The following is a 17,279-nucleotide window of genomic DNA, read 5'->3' on the forward strand; positions in this document are numbered from 1 at the left end:
ATATTTTAAGTTTTATTGATTAGAATGAAACATTTACACCAACGGAGAAAGTTCTCGGAATTGGTATTGCATTTACGTCGGTACGCTCCGGATCCGGTCCCTGAAATTCATTGGTTTTAATCCAGAAAAGGTTTTCAGCCATTACGTAAAAGCGCAGTTTGTCCATATGAATTCTTTCCGTTACGTTTGATGGCAGTGAGTAACCTAACTGCACATTACGCAATTTGAAATAAGAAGCATTTACGTTCAAATAGCTTGAAGTACGTGTTTCGTTGTTGCTGTCAGACAATGTTAAAGCCGGTACGTTTGAATCCGGATTTTGTGAAGTCCAGGCGTCGAAAACACCGGGTCCAACGTTGTCGCGGCCACGAATAAAGTCGTTGTAGAAAGTATAAGGATCGTAACCGGTTTTTCCGGCAACACCCGAACCAAATATCGAAAGATCGAAATCTTTGTAATTCATATCAACGCGCATGCTATACTCCAATTTTGGAAGTAATGTTCCCAGAAATTTCTGGTCGAGCGAGTTAATTTCACCGTCATCATTCAAATCGGCCCAGCGAATACGCCCCGCAGCAGCACCAACCTGGCTGGCGTGTGCGTCAACTTCCGACTGGCTTTTGAAAATACCGTCGGCAACATATCCGAAAATTGAAAGCTCAGAATGACCAAGAACGGTTTGTTCCGAGTTACCCGGATAAGCGGTTCTAACTTCTTCAGGAAGTTCAGTGATTTTATCGGCAAAGTGGCTGGCACTACCTGCAACTTCGTAAGAGAAATCGCTGTTCACTTGTTTTCTGTAACTCAACGCAAATTCCCATCCTGTATTTTTCTTGGTGGCTCCGTTCAGGAACTGTAATTGTCCTTCACCTAAAGCCGAAGCTACCGGTGGCTGAATCAAAATATCGGTTGTTTTACGTGTATACCAATCGAATGCTCCTACCAACTGACTATCGAAAAATCCGAAATCGATACCCAGGTTCAATTCATCTGTTGTTTCCCATCTCAAGGCAGGGTTTCCGGCTTGCACAGAAACAAAACCAGAAGGCAGGTTTCCTGAATCCTGACCATCTAAAGCATAAGCTGAACCAACATTCCAGTAGTCATCAAAAAAGTCGTTGTGGAATATACCATCAACCTGGCTGGCCACTGCTCCGTAACGAGGTTCAAACAATCCAAGACTGGCAAAATCACCAACATCCTGGTTACCAACACGACCAACACCGGCACGGAATTTCAGGTTCGAAAGCTTTTCCATGTCTGCCATAAATGATTCCTGGCTCAAACGCCATCCGAAAGTAGCTGCAGGGAAGAAGCCGTAACGGTTATCAGCTCCGAATCGTGAAGAACCATCGCGACGTAATGTCAAGGAGGCTAAAAAGCGCTCGTCATAGTTATAATCGATTTTACCGAATTGAGAGAATAAACGACTGCTGGTGGCAGTTCCAAAGCTGTTACCATTGCTGGTTCCGGCGCTCAGCACAAAGAAGTCTTCTGTTTGTGTTGAAAAACCTTCTTTGTAACCTCTAAAGTCCTGGAAATTGTCGCTAACAGCTTCAATACCAAACAGGAAGTTAAACTTGCTTTTGTCCAGATTAAGTTGATATTGCGCTGTATTCGACCAGGTTACGCTGGTAAAATCGCTGTTATAGATACTTAAATTGTTAACCGATCGTGCAATAAAACCATTGGTAAATGCAGGCTCGATATCCTTGTCTTTCACCATGGAATAATCGATACCTAAAGTCGTGCGTAAAACCAGGTTCTTAACAGGTTCAACCTGTGCAAAAACACTTCCGAACAAGTATCGTCTGTTGGTATTGTCCCACCGGTTGATATCCTGCATCATAACCGGGTTATTACGGTCGGAATAACCTGATCCGAGAGGGCCACCATAATTGCCGTTTGAATCGTACAACGGAATTGTTGGAGCCAAAGTAATTGCCAGTCCAGGCGTTGGAGCACTACCAAGGTCGGGAGTTTCCAAAGTTTCGTTCGACGAAACAACCTGTGCATTGATACCAAACTTCACCTTGTCATCCAGCATGCTGGTTTGTCCGTTAATACGGGCTGTAACACGGTCGTAGTTGGTATACTTCAGCATACCGGTATTTTTGATGTAACCCACATTCATTAATACCGATGACTTTTCCGTTCCACCGGAAACAGTCAGGTCGTTATTGATTACAAAACCAGTTTCATAAGTTGCATCCTGCCAATCGGTATCGCCCGCGGGAACGTTCATATCTCCTCCAACATAAGGCTGAACGGTTACGCCATTCAGAACAGGATTGTTATAATCACCATTCCAGTCGAAGTTGTATATTTCGCCGTATCCGCTCGTTGGATCAACACCATCGTTTACCGATGCCTGCCACAAAGCCCGGCCACGATCAACAGCATTCAGCATATCATATCGTTGCGATTTTTCGCTTTGAACCGAAAAGTTAGAGTTAAACTGAACATTCACTTCGCCTTTTTTATCCGATCCGTTTTTGGTGGTAACAATTACAACACCGTTTGATGCACGTGCTCCATAAATTGAAGAAGCTGACGCATCTTTCAATACCTGCACAGAAACAATTGAACCGGCGCTCAGTCCCTGAAACACCTCTGGTCTTTTGGTTGGTACTCCATCGATAATATACAATGGGTTGTTATCTCCCAGCGTATTTACTCCACGAATAAGAATTCGACTGCTGGTTGCACTTGGAGTACCGGTTTTTTCAATATAAAGTCCCGGAACATGTCCTTGCAAAGCCTGCATCGGGTTACCCGAACTTAAACTCACATTTTCAATTGCGTCCATTTGAACCACTTCAACGGCACCCGTTAAATCGGCTTTTCGCTGAACGCTATAACCAACGGCTACAACTTCTGCCAAACCAATGGTTTCGTCCTCCATGCTAATATTGATGGTTGTTCTTCCTGATACTTCTATTTCCTGTGATTTCATTCCAATAAAAGAAATCTGCAGTACCGCATCGGCACTCGCTACCTCGATAGTGTACACACCATCAACATCGGTAATGGTACCGTTCGTTGTTCCTTTTTCAACAATTGTTACACCAGGCAATGCCATGCCCGAGGCGTCTTTCACAGTACCCGAAACCGAAATTTCCTGGGCAAATGCGATTGTTGAAAACAAACTAAGCAGAATGAAAAACATTCCCTTAGTCGCATTTTTAAGTTTGATCCTTTTTACCATAATCAGATTAGTTTAATTAATTTGAATATTATTTCTTTCGATAGTTGGTTGGTCATTCGATAGGATTTCCTCAATTTCATCCATGTCGTATTTTGGAGTTGCACCGGCTTTCGATGCCACAAATGCGCCGGTTGCACAAGCAAAAGCCAATGCGTCGGCAGATTCTTTTTTATTTAACAGAGAGGCAATTAGTCCGGCAAGAAATGCATCGCCGGCACCAACTGTATCCACTGCATTTACTTTAAAACCGGGGTGTTCGTAGAATTTGCCGTTGCAATACAACAAAGCACCTTTTTCGCCTTTGGTTACACATAACATTCCGATGTTATAGTGTTTTACAAACCATTCCATGAGCTTGTGCTCGTCAGAACTGGGGCGGTTGTACCATCCTGCAAAAACCTGCAGTTCTTCGTCGTTGAGTTTTACCACATCCGTTTTTTCCAGAAGCTTTTCAACTACTTCCTGCGAATCATATGGCTTACGAAAATTTACATCAATCAATTTCAGTCCATCGTAATCCAGCAGATTCATCAGTGTTTCGCGGGTTAAAGGATTGCGCGAAGCCAGTGATCCGTAAATCAGCAAACCTGCCTGCCTGGCCTTTTTCATTAGCGAATCAGTTAGTTGAATATTATCCCAGGCTACGGGTTCACAAATTTCGTAGGTAGCGTTGTTGTTTTCATCCAAATGCACCAGTACTTCACTGGTAGGCAGATTATCATCGGTTTGAATGTATGCGGTAGACATTCCCGAATCTTCAAGGAATTTTTTTAGTTCTGCTCCCGGTTCGTCGTTTCCAACACTGCTGGCAATGGTAGCATCCAAACCGATAGCATTGAGGTGAAGCGCCACATTCATGGGAGCACCTCCGGCTTTCGCGCCCGATGGCAAACGATCCCAAAGCACCTCACCAAAACACAATATTTCGTTGTTCTTAATTTCCATGTTTGTTTAGTATTATTTGATTCGTTTTTTCATTTCCTGTTGTATTTCCTCCAACGACTTGCCTTTGGTTTCGGGAAGAACTTTCCAGGCAAAGAAGAAGTGCAGCACCATCATTGCCGCGAAAAAGCCAAAGGATATACCGCCACCGACAGTGTTGTTCAATACCGGGAATCCCCAGATAAGAGCTGCGGCAAAAATCCAGTGGGTAAAACTTCCCAGCGCCTGTCCCTTTGAGCGTACTTTATTGGGGAATATCTCGGAAATTACGACCCAAAGCACAGCTCCTTGTGAGAAGGCAAAAAAGGCAATGAAACCCATCAGATAGATCATTACTCCGTAACCGCCAAAATCGGAGTAGTTATTGGTAAAAAATGACTTTGAAAGCAGACCCAGGAAAATGACCATCCCAACTGATCCGGCCATAAGAAGTGTTCTTCGCCCGTATTTATCGATGAGGAAAAGTGCCACGAAAGTGAACACCAAATTGGTAGCTCCTACTGAAATAGACTGAAGTAGCGAAGCATTGGTTCCAAATCCTGCCATTTCGAATACCCGTGGAGCATAAATCATAATAGCATTTATACCCGCCAACTGGTTAAAGGCAGCAATCAAAAAGGCAATCATTATTGGAAAACGGTAAGCTTTTACAAACAACTTTCCGTGACCCATAGCTTCCTCTTCTTCTACCGATTGTTTCACAATGCGTACTTCTTCCTTTGGATTTTCAGCCTTAATGCGCTGAAATACAGCCAATGCCTCATCGGTATGTCCCTGATTTACCAACCAACGCGGACTTTCAGGAACCAGGTTCAGCAATAAAAAGAAGGTTGCAGCGGGAATAGCTTCCACACCGATCATCCAGCGCCACGATCCACTCTCGAAAATATTTGCCAAAAGGTAATTTACAGCAAAAGCCAGAAAGATGGCAGTAACCACAAAAAACTGGTTTAACAAAACCAGCTGTCCGCGCTTTTTTGCAGGCGATATTTCGGCTATAAACATTGGGGTAACCACCGAAATACAACCCAAAAGAACTCCGGTTATAAAACGGCAGGCCAGCAACATTCCCCAATTAATGGCAAATGCACTTCCCAAAGTTGATAGTGCAAAAAGACCGGATAATACGATTAATGATTTGCGGCGCCCAAATTTTTCAGCCGGTTTACCTATTATAACAGTACCAACGATTGTACCCATAATGGCAACAGCAACTGTAAATCCCAGCCAAAAACTATTTAAGTCGAATAAGGTTTCCAGTTGCGATGTGGTACCCGACATCATAGCAATGTCGTAACCAAAAAGAAAGCCGCCAAGAGCGATTATTATGGCAACTGAAAATACGTTTTGTGTCTTCATTTCGATTCAGAATTATTGGTTTAAAACTCTGAATCAAAGGTATGGGGGCAGCCGTTCTTCTGCTTTAAACAATGTTACCGAGTGTTAAAAACATGTAACATTATCAGCCTAAATATCAATACGTTTATACTTATGTAACATCATTATCAACTATGATACACGTTAAAAAATTAAATGGCAGTTTTCTTTCACGTTATCACGTAAATTGAGACATTGGTTATTTGAAATTTATTACTTTCACAAAAGTATATTAATCAGACTAAGCTATATGACGAAGAAACTAACGATACTATTTCTATTCGTACTCCTATTCTCCTTCTTTAGTCTTTCGTCAAAAGAAAAATACAAAATTGGATTTTCGCAATGCACCACAGGCGATGACTGGCGCAAATCGATGCACCGCGAAATGATGATAGAACTGGCTTTTTACCCCGATTTTGAACTGGTAATTAAAGACGCCAACGACAATAGCGAACAACAAATAAACGACATCAGGCAATTGCTGGATGAAGAAATCGACCTTTTAATTGTTTCTCCCAACGAATCGGAACCAATTACACCAATTGTTGAAGAGGTATATAATAGCGGAATTCCTGTTATCGTTATCGACAGGCAAATAGCCTCGGAGGCTTATACTGCCTATGTTGGTGCCAACAATTATTTAATTGGAAAAGAAGCCGGAGATTATGCCGTAAAATTGTTAAATGGCAAAGGTAAAATCGTTGAAATTACCGGGCTGCAAGGTTCATCTCCTGCAATTAACAGGCACAATGGTTTTATGGAAGTGATTTCGCAATATCCCGATATTGAGTTGGTTGCTTCAGAATCGGGCAAATGGAATTATAGCGACAGTAAAACGGTTATGCAAAATTTTCTTGACCAAAAACTGGACTTCGATCTTGTTTTTTCGCATAATGACCGGATTGCCAGAGCAGCTTACGAAATAATTGATGCAAATAACATTGGTGAGAAATTTATCCTGGGTATCGATGGATTATTGGGAGATGACGGTGGAATAGAAGATGTGATCGATGGTAAAATTGATGCTACCTTTCTATATCCTACCGGTGGTGCTGAGGCCATTCAACTGGCTGCTAAAATTCTGAACAAGCAGCCTTTTGATCGTATCAATATTCTTGAAACGGTGGTTATTGATAACAATAATGCCAAAATATTAAAACTTCAATACGAGGCAGTTGACGATCTGCAGGGAAAAATAGAAGACCAAAAATCCGTTCTTGAAAACCAGATCGCCCGTTTTAAAAGTCAACGGAGTTTTTTAATAGTTGTATTGGTTTTGCTGGCAGCCATTGTTATTCTGGTTATTCAAACCTTCAGAGCCTATCAAAACAAACGTGCGGCCAACCAAAAACTGGAGCTTCAAAAACTCGAAATAGAAAAAAGAAATCAGGAAATTATAAAACAAAGAGACCAACTTATTGAAGTTTCGGAAAAACTGGAGGAGGCCACACAAACCAAACTTCGCTTTTTCACCAATATGTCGCATGAGTTTAGAACGCCTCTTACACTCATCATTGGTCCGTTAGAGGATATGATCGAATCAGCAGATATTCCTGAACGTTTTAAGAAGCAGGTGTCCATGATGCACCAGAATTCACTTCGCCTGCTGCACATGATTAACCAGCTGATGGATTTCAGGAAAATTGAAAACAATAAAATGCAGTTGCAAGCCACCAATTACGACATTGTTGGTTTTCTTAAAGATATTGTAATGCCCTTTTATGATCTGGCGGAGAAAAAGCATATATCAATTGTTTGGGAAGCAGAAAAAAGTCATTTAAATGCATGGTTCGACCTTAACAAACTTGATAAAGTTATATTCAACCTGCTCTCAAATGCCATTAAATTCACTCCTGTTAATGGCACTATTCAAATTACTCTAAAAGTAATTAAACCTTTAGCAAAGAAGATTTGGGATGAAGAAGTTGAAATTAAAGTTTCCGATACCGGCAATGGAATTCCAACGGATCAGATTGACCATATTTTTGATCGTTTTTATCAGGCAGAAAGCTCACGTGGTTTTATGGGAACAGGACTGGGACTTTCGCTTTCGAAAGAATTTGTTGACCTGCACCACGGAGAAATTGAGGTTAAAAGCAACATAGGAGAAGGAACCACTTTCACTATTCATTTGCCAACTGGAAACGCCCATCTTAGCGCATCTGAAAAAATTGAAACACCGATAAACGAGACGAAAAAGAAGCAGATTCAACGAAACAACGAAATCCATATCAATCCGGTTTTAGATACCGGAGAAAAGAAAATTGAGACAAATTTTGAGGAAAAACCGACGGTTCTTTTGGTTGAGGATGAGAACGATGTTCGTGAATATATAAAAGACAGTTTGTTTAATCATTATCATATTCTGGAAGCAGAAAATGGAAGACTGGCGCTGGATATAATCAGGGAAAACGAACCCGACCTTATTGTTAGCGATATTATGATGCCGAAAATGGATGGGCTGGAACTTACCCGCACTTTAAAAACTGATATAAAAACCTGCCATATTCCAATCATCCTTCTAACAGCAAAAGCTTCGCAAGAGCAGAAATTTGAAGGTCTGGAAGAAGGAGCCGATTCATACATTCCGAAACCTTTTAACAGCAGGCATCTGCAAATTAGGGTGAAGAAATTGCTCGAACTCAGAAAGAAAATGCAGGAACGCTACAAAGGTCAGCTACTTATTGCCGAAGACGACAAAGATCTTTCACGCCTTGACAGAAAATTCCTGAACAAGATTTCGCAAATTGTGGAAGAACACCTTGAAAAAGAGGAATTAACAGTTGAAGAACTGAGCCAGTTATTAGGTCTTTCGCGCGTTCATGTTTACCGAAAAATTAAAAAGCTGACAGGAATGTCAGTCAGCGAATTTGTGCGCTCCGTGAAATTGAAACTCTCATTGAACCTGATTAAAACCAACGGTAAAACCATTGCTGAAATTGCCTACGAAGTTGGTTTTTCGTCACCATCGTATTTCACAAAATGTTTTAAAGCTCAATTTGGGATATCGCCGAGTGAATTTGGGAAAAATTAGATACCAACAAAATGCACTCTTTATTTTCCCGTTTCCACTAAATTATTTTCACCTTCTTCATATCTTCTGAAATTTTATAATCTAAAATCCGAGCATAAATTTGCGTCGTTTTCAGGGAATTATGTCCAAGTATCTTAGAAACAGTTTCAATAGGCACACCATTGTTTAATGTTATTGTAGTAGCAAATGTATGCCGAGCCACATGCATTGACAAATTTTTTGTGATTCCGCAAATATCTGAGATTTCTTTTAAATATGCATTCATTTTTTGGTTTGAATTCACAGGAAGCAATAATCCTTTTGAAACATTTATGGGATAGTTTTTATAACGTTTTAATATGTTTTTAGCGAATGGCAATAAAGGGACTCTACATCTTGATCCATTTTTTGTTCGATCAATAATAATCCATTTTTTACCATCATTCCCAGTTCTGATGTGATGTTTGGCCAGCTTTGAAATATCAGCATAAGACAGTCCGGTATAACAGGCAAAAAGAAAGATGTCTCTCACAATAGCAAGCCGTTCTATTTCTATCTTCTTTTTCCTTATTTTTTTTAATTCCTTTTGAGTTAAAAATTCACGTTTAGGTTGTTCTGTTTTTACCTGAAACTTTAGATACGGATTCGTTGAAAGATAATCCATTGCAACTGCAATATTCAATACCTTTTTCATGTGTTTATGGTAACACCAGGCCGTATTTACACTGTTGTTGTATTTGGATTTTAGGTACACATCAAAATCATTAATAAACTTATAACCTATGTTGCCAAGTTTCCACTCCTTCTTCCCATAAACGTCAGATAAAAAATTTAGAAGCCGGTTTTTTGAGGTTTTATAATGTTTGAGCGTTGTAGCGGAGAACCCTTTGCCAATATTTGATTCAATCGTGTTCATATAAACACCAAACATTTCAACTATTCCATGCTCTTCTTCTATGCCGCAAAGTTTGTTTTTAATATCAACTACATCAAACTTTTTGTTTTGAGCTTCAAACTGATTATAAATATCAAGAATATTAGAAGCTACTTTATCAAGTCGATTATTAGTTGTCTTCGCTAAACTTGATGAGCCAGTCATTCTTTCTTTTGATATATCCCAGGAATTCTGATCAACAAATATCTTTGTCGATAATTCAGCACGTTTTCCATTGAGCGTAAACCTGACATAAACGGGGTAAGTTCTGTCTTCACGCTTCTTTGATTTTTTAAGTAAAAATGCAATTGTAATCCTCATAATCCATAAATTTTAACAATTTAGGTCTCGCTCACTGTCTAAAAATACATTATAAATGCCACTTTTAAAACAGTAAAACGAACCAAATTAAACTAATTAAAATGAAATGAATCAGCGAGTTACAGCGTTTAGCGAGACCTATCGGATCTATTTAACCATAGGTCTCGATTTTGTCGCATTTTAGATGCTTTTAAAGCACTTTTTTTGATATTTATGCTAAATAAAAAAGCGCTTAAATCATTGATTTTAAGCGCTTTTAATGTTTTTTGGTATTTCACCTAGTACCCGGGGCGGGAATCGAACCCGCACTCCGTTGCCAGAACTGGATTTTGAATCCAGCGCGTCTACCAATTCCGCCACCCGGGCAAACTTCCTTTGTGGAAAATTGGTTTGCAAAACTAATTATTTAACCCGAATCAGCAAAATAAAAATTAAAAACTATTTATATTTTATTCTATCGCTCTGTAAAAGCGCTGATAACCGGTGTATTCTCATTTATTTTTGGCCGTAAAAAGCAGAAATTCTAAACAGTTATTCAGGTTACAATCTAAGAGATCCCTCGACTTCGCTCGGGATCAGCAAAATATTAGTTCAAAATTTCTTTTTTACGGTCGATGTATTTTACCACTTTTCCATAAACAATCAATGATATTGCTGATACAGAAGCAATTCCCACAAAGTAAAACCAGATATAATGTGCATTAACCGATGCAGCTTCCCACTCAGCGTGCGTGTTAAACAGTAAAGGATCGGGGCAATATTTGGTAAGCAACCAACCCGAAAGGCCAAAACCAAGGATAGAAGACAGGAACGAGTGCAGATGGCTAAACCCAAGATACAGGCCCTCTTCGCCTTTTGGTGCCTGCAACGAAAAATACTCCAGGTAGCGCGGCGAAATAAAGGTTTCAGCCAGTCCCTGGAAAACGATACCCACAATCATCATAAAAGCAACGGGATGAAGGCCTAAAATAGGATCGCTGCCCATTAAATGCCCCGAGGCCATACAAAGCGCCGAAACAGGCATGATAAACATTCCCACGGTCATTGAAAACAGCGATGTTTTATTGCGCATCAACTGCGTTACAAAACCAACGGTAAGAAAAACTACCAGCGGGTTTACGTTGGCAAACCACGAAATAGCACTCCCCTCGCCTGCAAGCCGCAATACGTATTTTGGCATGGTAGCATACAACTGGTGTTGTACCATCCAAAACCCGGTAATAATGATGATAAGTATTATTAAACGCGCATTGGAGAGCACTTTAATCAATGCATCGAATATCTGCGTAAAGCTTTTTGATTCTTCGTGTAAACGGTTTGCCTTATAAAACAAGGCCACCAAAATTACAGCCAAAAGGGTAATTCCTCCTGCGAAGTAGTTAAGCGTAACCAATCCTTCGTTACCCATGGCGTCGCGCAATGGCTTTACAATGGTTTTCCCTGAGAAAGCACCGATGTTTACCATCATATAAAAAATGGAGTAGCCTTGCGCGCGGGTTTCCTTAGTGGTTTCGCGAGCTACGGTTCCGGTAATACACGATTTTATGAACGATCCGCCAATCATAATCACAATCATAATCGGTACGATAATCCATTTCAAATTGCTTTCGCGAAGTCCGTTAAACTGGGTGGTTTTGGTATATTCTACCAGTCCCGACGATTCGAGCATTGTTGGTAATACTCCCATCGAAAAATAGCCGACAGAAAGTAATGTAAAAGCAATCAGCAACGATTTTTTAAAGCCAATTTTATCGGCAACTGCACCGGCAAATGTGGGTAAGAAATAAAGGCCTGCCGAAAACGAACCGGCCAGCATTGCAGCCTGAAAATCGTTAAATCCTAAAATTCGCGACAAATAAAGTGTGATAACAATAAACACCCCATAATACGCAGCCCGCTCTAATAACTCCACTGCATTAGCCACCCAAAAAGCCTTCGGGAACTTCACTTTTACTTTCTTTTCCATGCTTGTTTAATGATAATTAAGGTCAGCAAAAATAGCCACTTAATCGAAAGCACAAAATGACACCGATCTTACAACTAAATGTCGCCATCTTTCACTTTGTTTATACGGCTACTTTATTGTAGCATCGGCATTAACGATTGTAAATACAAAATTTGCATTTGCTGCATTTTGAATACAATTCGTATCACATAAATTTTTTAAACATAATTTCAATCTTTTACAAAGAATTTCTTTTTCATACCTTCGCAACTACCGTTAGAACTATTTGTACATGAACTCATTCGAAGAAAATAATCTTTTCATAAATATTCAGCAGGGCGATGAAAAAGCTTTTGAAAAGCTATTTAAACTGTATTACGGATACCTGTGCAATTTTGCCACTAAAATAATTGCCGACGATGTGGCTGCCGAAGAAATCGTTCAGGAATTTTTTGTGAAATTTTGGGAGCGCAGGGCCGATCTTTCTGTAGAATCGTCGCTAAAAAACTACCTCTTCCGATCGGTAAAAAACCTTTGCCTGAATTACATTAAACATAACAATATAAAATTACAGCATGCGCAAAAGGTGATTGCCGAATCGGAAACGAGTAATTTCAATAACGATTATATTGAAGTTGATCTGGCAGCCGACATTGCCAAAAGCATTGAGGAACTGCCCAAAAAACGCCGCGAAATATTCCGGTTAAGCCGCGAAGAGGGACTAAAATACCGCGAAATTGCCGAAAAATTAAATATTTCAATTAAAACAGTTGAAGCACAAATGAGTTTGGCAATCAAGTCATTACGAGATAAATTGAAAAAATATAACACCTTCATATTCTACTTTTTTGTTAGCAGAGCGAAAAAGGCTTAAGGGTAAATTAATTGTGTATTGTCATTTAAACGAGATGGGAAAAATGGAGAACATAGAAAAATTTGATTGGGAACTGGTTACCAAATATTTGAATAAAGAAACCAGTTTACAGGAAAATGACGAGGTGGAGACCTGGATTAATCAATCTGATAAAAACCGGGCGGAGTTTGAGCAGTATAAAAACATGCTCACCAAAGTAGATTCCTATTACCAGGCAAAAAAATTCGATAACGAAACGGCCTGGAAATCTGTACATACACAATTACACCCTGCTAAAGTTCGATCTATTCAGCTACAAAAAACAAGAAAGGAGGTTATTGCACAATTTTACAAATATGCTGCAATAGTTGTTATCGCACTTTTATTGGGTTCAGTTGCATATTACCTTGGTTTCCGCAACCCGGACAAGGCCTATTACAGCGAAACGATCTCGGCCAAAGATCAGGTGCTGAACGAATATGTTTTACCCGATGGTTCGGTGGTTACCTTAAACAACGATTCGAAACTGCTGTTTCCGAAAAAGTTTAAAGGCAACACCCGCGAAGTTACCATCATTGGCGAAGCATTTTTCGATGTTCAGCGTAATCCCGAAAAACCGTTTGTAATTAATGCCGGCAATGCACAGGTTAAAGTTTTAGGTACCTCTTTTAACGTAAGTGCATACCCCGACGCAGAAACCGTTGAGGTTATTGTTGAAACAGGCAAAGTTCAGGTAATCAGTAAAAACGATAATCCTGAACTGGAAAGCCGCGAGGTATTTTTGTCTCCCGGCGAAAAAGGAACGCTGCATTTGTCGAATCTCGATTTGATGAAAACAGTAAACAGCGATCCGAATTTCCTGGCCTGGAAAACACACGACCTCATTTTCAACACTGTTCCGTTACACGAAGTGGTTGAATGTCTTGAAAAAGCTTACCACATTGATATCGACGTGATGGAACCGGAGCTAAACGACCTCTTATACGAAGGTCATTTCGATCAGAAACCGGTTGATTTCGTGTTAAATGTAATTCGGCTCACATTTGATCTGGATTTATCGGTTGAAGGCAAACATTACACTTTAATGAGCCGTACAAACAATCAGTAAAGCTTTAAAGTCATGAAACCAATAAAATGGAATAAAATAAAAATTATTGTCCTAATGGCCTTACTGGCTTTGTTAGTGGTACCTAACACCAGTTTTGCCCAGGATACAAAAAGCCAGGCGCTCGATCAAAACATCAGTATTTATGCTGAAGACGAGCCACTTTCAGATGTAATTGAAAAGATCTGTAAATACCTGGACATCGATTACTCGTACAACGCCGATATGGTTGCAGATAAGAAAATCAGTTTAAACGTATCGAACAAGCCTTTAAAATATGTGCTCGATAAGCTGATGAAAGATTTTTACCTGCTATTTGAAATTGAAGATAACCTGCTGGTGGTGCGCGATTACGTTCCCATCGATGAAAGTATGGAATACGAAAATACCACGCAACAATTTGCCAGTACTAACCGTGGATTCCTGTTCGATAATCCGCGTGATAAACAAATCACCATAAAATTTAAATCGGCCAGTAACTTAATTATCATTCCGGTAAATATTAACGATTCGGATACGTTGAATTTTATTCTCGACACCGGTGTTCGTTTCCCGATTATCACCGAGCTTCCTTTTATTAATAAGCTGAATTTGAACTACATGATGCCGGTTAAGGTAAAAGGACTTGGCGAGGGAGAATCATTAACAGCTTATCGCTCGGGGAATAACGTAATGCACATCAACGGGTTAACAGCGCGTAACCAGGAAGTACAAATGATCATCGACGAAAACTTCCAGATTTCGCACATGCTGGGTATTCCGGTTCACGGATTAATCGGCTTTAACCTGTTTAAAGATTACATTGTAAAAGTTGATTACCTGAATGAAAAACTGACCTTGTACAAACCGGAATATTACAAGTACCGCGACCGCAACAAAGACATTATTATGCCTTTGCATTTTGATGGAAACAAACCCTTTGTGCGCACTACAATTGTTACCGACGAAATAAAAGAAGTTCCGGTAAAACTATTGGTTGACACCGGTGCCAGCGATGCGCTTTGGTTATCAGAAAGTTCAGACGAACGTATCAATCTGCCGCAAAATCACATTGAAGCATTTTTGGGCCGTGGTTTAAATGGCGATCTGTACGGAACAAAAGGACGTATTGATGCCATTTGGGTTGGAACGCTACTGCTTACAAAACCAATTGTAGCCTTTCCTAACTCAAAAAATATCGATAGCCTGATTTCGGTGAACGGCAGAAACGGAACCATTGGTGCAGAAATTCTTAGGCGTTTTTATGTTACAATCGATTACCGGAATAGCCGTCTAACACTACGACCGAATCATAAAATTAAAGAAGACTTTAATTACAATATGAGTGGAATGGAAGTTACCAATCCGATGCCCGGCCTGCCCATTTTCACCATTGCCGATATACGCGAAAATTCGCCGGCACACATTGCCGGGTTACAGGAAAACGACCAGATTATTCGTATTAACAGCAGTAATCATCAGTCGCTGGAGTTAAACGATATTAACCTGCTGCTTCAAAGCCGCGAAGACAAAAAAATTAAACTCACCGTATTACGCAACGGCGAAGAGTTTAAAACTTCTTTTGAGCTGAAAAAGATGTTTTAATGAAACAAGTAAAACAACTGATCATATTTATTACCATCCTGTTGCTATCTTTTACTACAAAAGGCCAGCAACAGGATGGCTCTATTTTCGAGCGCCGCATAAGTATCAATCAAACCAATCAGCCGCTCGATTTTGTTTTTGAACAGATCAGTTGGCAGGCTAACGTATTTTTTTCGTACGATGCCACTATTTTTAATGCCGCCCAAAAAGTAAATATTTCGGCCCAGGATAAGTCGCTGTACACCGTTCTGAATACTTTGCTCGATACCTCTCAATATCGTTTTAGCGAGTTGCAAAACCAGGTAATTATTACCCGAAAATCGGAATATAATGAGTTTTCGGCAGCACCGGATTCGGTTCCTGTTAAGTATTTTTTCCTGTCGGGTAAATTAATCGAAATCCGCAAAGGGCGACCCGTTCCTTTTGCATCGGTTTCCATTTTAGATAAACCAATTGGTACCATCAGCAATTCCGATGGCGAATTTCTGTTGAAAGTTCATCCATCGTATATCGCTGATACCATTGTAATTTCGTGCATGGGATACGAGCAAAAGTTATTGCCGGCCAATCAATTACTCGACGAAGATCTTTTTATTCTGGAACCGGCTTCAATACAGATTAAGGAGATAAAAGTTACTGCAATCACACCCGAAAAATTGTTAAAGAATATGCGGGCCAATTACGAAAAGAATTATACGCCATCAAGCAAACTAATGACAGCTTTTTACCGTGAAACTGTTAAACAGGATAAAAATTATATAAGTCTTTCGGAGGCGGTAATAGAAGTGTTAAAAGCACCTTATATTGGCACCTCCCGAGGCGATTTGGTGCGCTTATTAAAGGGTCGAAAAAGCCGCGATGTACAACCATTTAAGTGGCTGAATTTTAAATTAATGGGCGGTCCTTTTACTATTACCGAACTGGATGCGGTAAAAACCGTTGAAACCTTTATTGATCCCGAGTATGAGCATGTGTATGAATACCAGATCAGCGATGTGGTATGGTATGAAAACCAACCGGTTTATGTGGTAAATTTTCGTGCTGAACCCGGCGAATTTTACCCGCCTTTTGAAGGAGAAATGTATGTTCACCGTGAAACATTTGCCCTGGTGCATGCCAGTTACCATTTAAATAAAGCAGGATTAAAACAGGCCGAAGAAATCATGATTAAAAAGAAACCACGCAAAGTTAAAGCGCGACCAACCTATGTGCATTACCAGGTAAATTACCGCCAATACCAGGGAAAATGGCACCTGGCATCGGCAAAAGCATCGGTTAAATTTAAAGTACGAAGCAAACGAGACCGCATAAACTCCGAGTTTCACAGCGTTTCCGACCTGCTAATCACCAATATTCAACCCACCGGTTTAAAGCGTTTCAACAAAGACGAACGTTTTAACCGCAACGATATTTTTGTGGAAGTTTTAGGTGCTTACGACGAAGATTTCTGGGAAAACTACAACATTATAAAACCCAACGAAAGCCTGCGAAATGCTTTCAAACAATCGCTGTTGAACTGATTTAGACCAATTTTAATGACGAATGAGCGTTAATAATGGTATTATCTTACTATTCCAAGGTTTTTGCGTAATTTTGTGGCTTATAATCAGAAACAATGAAACAATACAGTACAAGACAGAATAAAATCTCGAGGCTCATTCAACGCGAAATGGCCGATATTCTTTTAAAAGTAAATAAAGAACGTTTCCCGGGTAAATTGCTTAGCGTAACCGGAGTACGCATTACAAAAGATCTTTCCATTGCGCGCATTCACCTCAGCATTTTCCCGTCGGAATTTGCCAACGATATTTTGGAAGAAATCAAACTTTCGGGCAAACAATTGCGTGGCGAACTGGGCCGGAAAACCGGAAAAAGCCTGCGTGTTATTCCTGACCTGGAATTTTACATTGACGACAGCCTCGATTATATCGACAATATTGATAACCTGCTGAAAAAATAGTTTCTGAAACTTTTCGTTTTCAAACAAAACACCG

General features: G+C 40.0%; 11 protein-coding genes and 1 tRNA gene. 6 read left to right on the forward strand and 6 right to left on the reverse strand.

Annotated features, from left to right (window positions below; all coding sequences use genetic code 11):
- Nucleotides 1-19: 19 nt before the first annotated feature.
- From BMW53_RS03225 to BMW53_RS03235, 3 genes are read right to left on the reverse strand one after another with little or no spacing between them, the layout of a single operon-like run.
- The gene (locus tag BMW53_RS03225; RefSeq protein ID WP_038557250.1) at nucleotides 20-3,208 is read right to left on the reverse strand and encodes a SusC/RagA family TonB-linked outer membrane protein; all 3,189 of its coding nucleotides are present in this window, start codon (nucleotides 3,206-3,208) and stop codon (nucleotides 20-22) included.
- Nucleotides 3,209-3,220: 12 nt separating this feature from the next.
- Complete coding sequence (locus BMW53_RS03230) at nucleotides 3,221-4,153, reverse strand: carbohydrate kinase family protein (RefSeq protein WP_051567700.1); 933 nt, start codon at nucleotides 4,151-4,153, stop codon at nucleotides 3,221-3,223.
- Nucleotides 4,154-4,165: 12 nt separating this feature from the next.
- Nucleotides 4,166-5,509 carry a sugar porter family MFS transporter gene (locus BMW53_RS03235; RefSeq protein WP_217642872.1) on the reverse strand — a complete coding sequence of 448 codons (1,344 nt, stop codon included), beginning with the start codon at nucleotides 5,507-5,509 and terminating at the stop codon, nucleotides 4,166-4,168.
- 268 nt (nucleotides 5,510-5,777) lie between these two features.
- Here BMW53_RS03235 and BMW53_RS03240 point away from each other — a divergent pair, with 268 nt between their 5' ends.
- On the forward strand, nucleotides 5,778-8,564 hold the full coding sequence (locus BMW53_RS03240; RefSeq protein WP_038557260.1) for a hybrid sensor histidine kinase/response regulator transcription factor: 2,787 nt from the start codon (nucleotides 5,778-5,780) through the stop codon (nucleotides 8,562-8,564).
- 37 nt (nucleotides 8,565-8,601) lie between these two features.
- Here BMW53_RS03240 and BMW53_RS03245 read toward each other — a convergent pair whose 3' ends face one another.
- The 3 genes from BMW53_RS03245 to BMW53_RS03255 form a co-directional block, all read right to left on the reverse strand.
- Nucleotides 8,602-9,798 (reverse strand): site-specific integrase, encoded by a 1,197-nt coding sequence (locus BMW53_RS03245; RefSeq protein WP_038557263.1) that lies wholly within the window; start codon nucleotides 9,796-9,798, stop codon nucleotides 8,602-8,604.
- Between the two features lie 282 nt (nucleotides 9,799-10,080).
- Nucleotides 10,081-10,164: transfer RNA gene (locus tag BMW53_RS03250), tRNA-Leu, on the reverse strand.
- 220 nt (nucleotides 10,165-10,384) lie between these two features.
- Entirely contained in the window at nucleotides 10,385-11,764 is a 1,380-nt protein-coding gene (locus tag BMW53_RS03255; protein WP_038557266.1) for an MFS transporter, read from the reverse strand.
- Between the two features lie 271 nt (nucleotides 11,765-12,035).
- On the opposite strand from BMW53_RS03255, the gene BMW53_RS03260 reads away from it, so the two are divergent.
- The 5 genes from BMW53_RS03260 (at nucleotide 12,036) to rbfA (ending at nucleotide 17,245) form a co-directional block, all read left to right on the forward strand.
- The gene (locus BMW53_RS03260) at nucleotides 12,036-12,617 is read left to right on the forward strand and encodes an RNA polymerase sigma-70 factor (protein WP_038557268.1); all 582 of its coding nucleotides are present in this window, start codon (nucleotides 12,036-12,038) and stop codon (nucleotides 12,615-12,617) included.
- Nucleotides 12,618-12,660: 43 nt separating this feature from the next.
- On the forward strand, nucleotides 12,661-13,704 hold the full coding sequence (locus tag BMW53_RS03265; RefSeq protein ID WP_168136401.1) for a FecR family protein: 1,044 nt from the start codon (nucleotides 12,661-12,663) through the stop codon (nucleotides 13,702-13,704).
- A 12-nt stretch (nucleotides 13,705-13,716) separates the two neighbouring features.
- A complete protein-coding gene (locus tag BMW53_RS03270; RefSeq protein WP_038557273.1) occupies nucleotides 13,717-15,285 on the forward strand; it encodes an aspartyl protease family protein in 1,569 nt (522 codons plus the stop codon).
- Entirely contained in the window at nucleotides 15,285-16,805 is a 1,521-nt protein-coding gene (locus BMW53_RS03275) for an STN and carboxypeptidase regulatory-like domain-containing protein (RefSeq protein WP_038557274.1), read from the forward strand. The genes BMW53_RS03270 and BMW53_RS03275 overlap by 1 nt, the downstream gene beginning before the upstream one ends.
- A 95-nt stretch (nucleotides 16,806-16,900) precedes the next feature.
- Nucleotides 16,901-17,245: a 30S ribosome-binding factor RbfA gene (rbfA, locus tag BMW53_RS03280; RefSeq protein ID WP_038557282.1), complete on the forward strand. Its 345-nt coding sequence runs from the start codon at nucleotides 16,901-16,903 to the stop codon at nucleotides 17,243-17,245.
- Nucleotides 17,246-17,279: the final 34 nt, after the last annotated feature.

Source organism: Draconibacterium orientale, from assembly GCF_900111425.1.
In the GTDB taxonomy this organism is placed as follows: domain Bacteria; phylum Bacteroidota; class Bacteroidia; order Bacteroidales; family Prolixibacteraceae; genus Draconibacterium; species Draconibacterium orientale.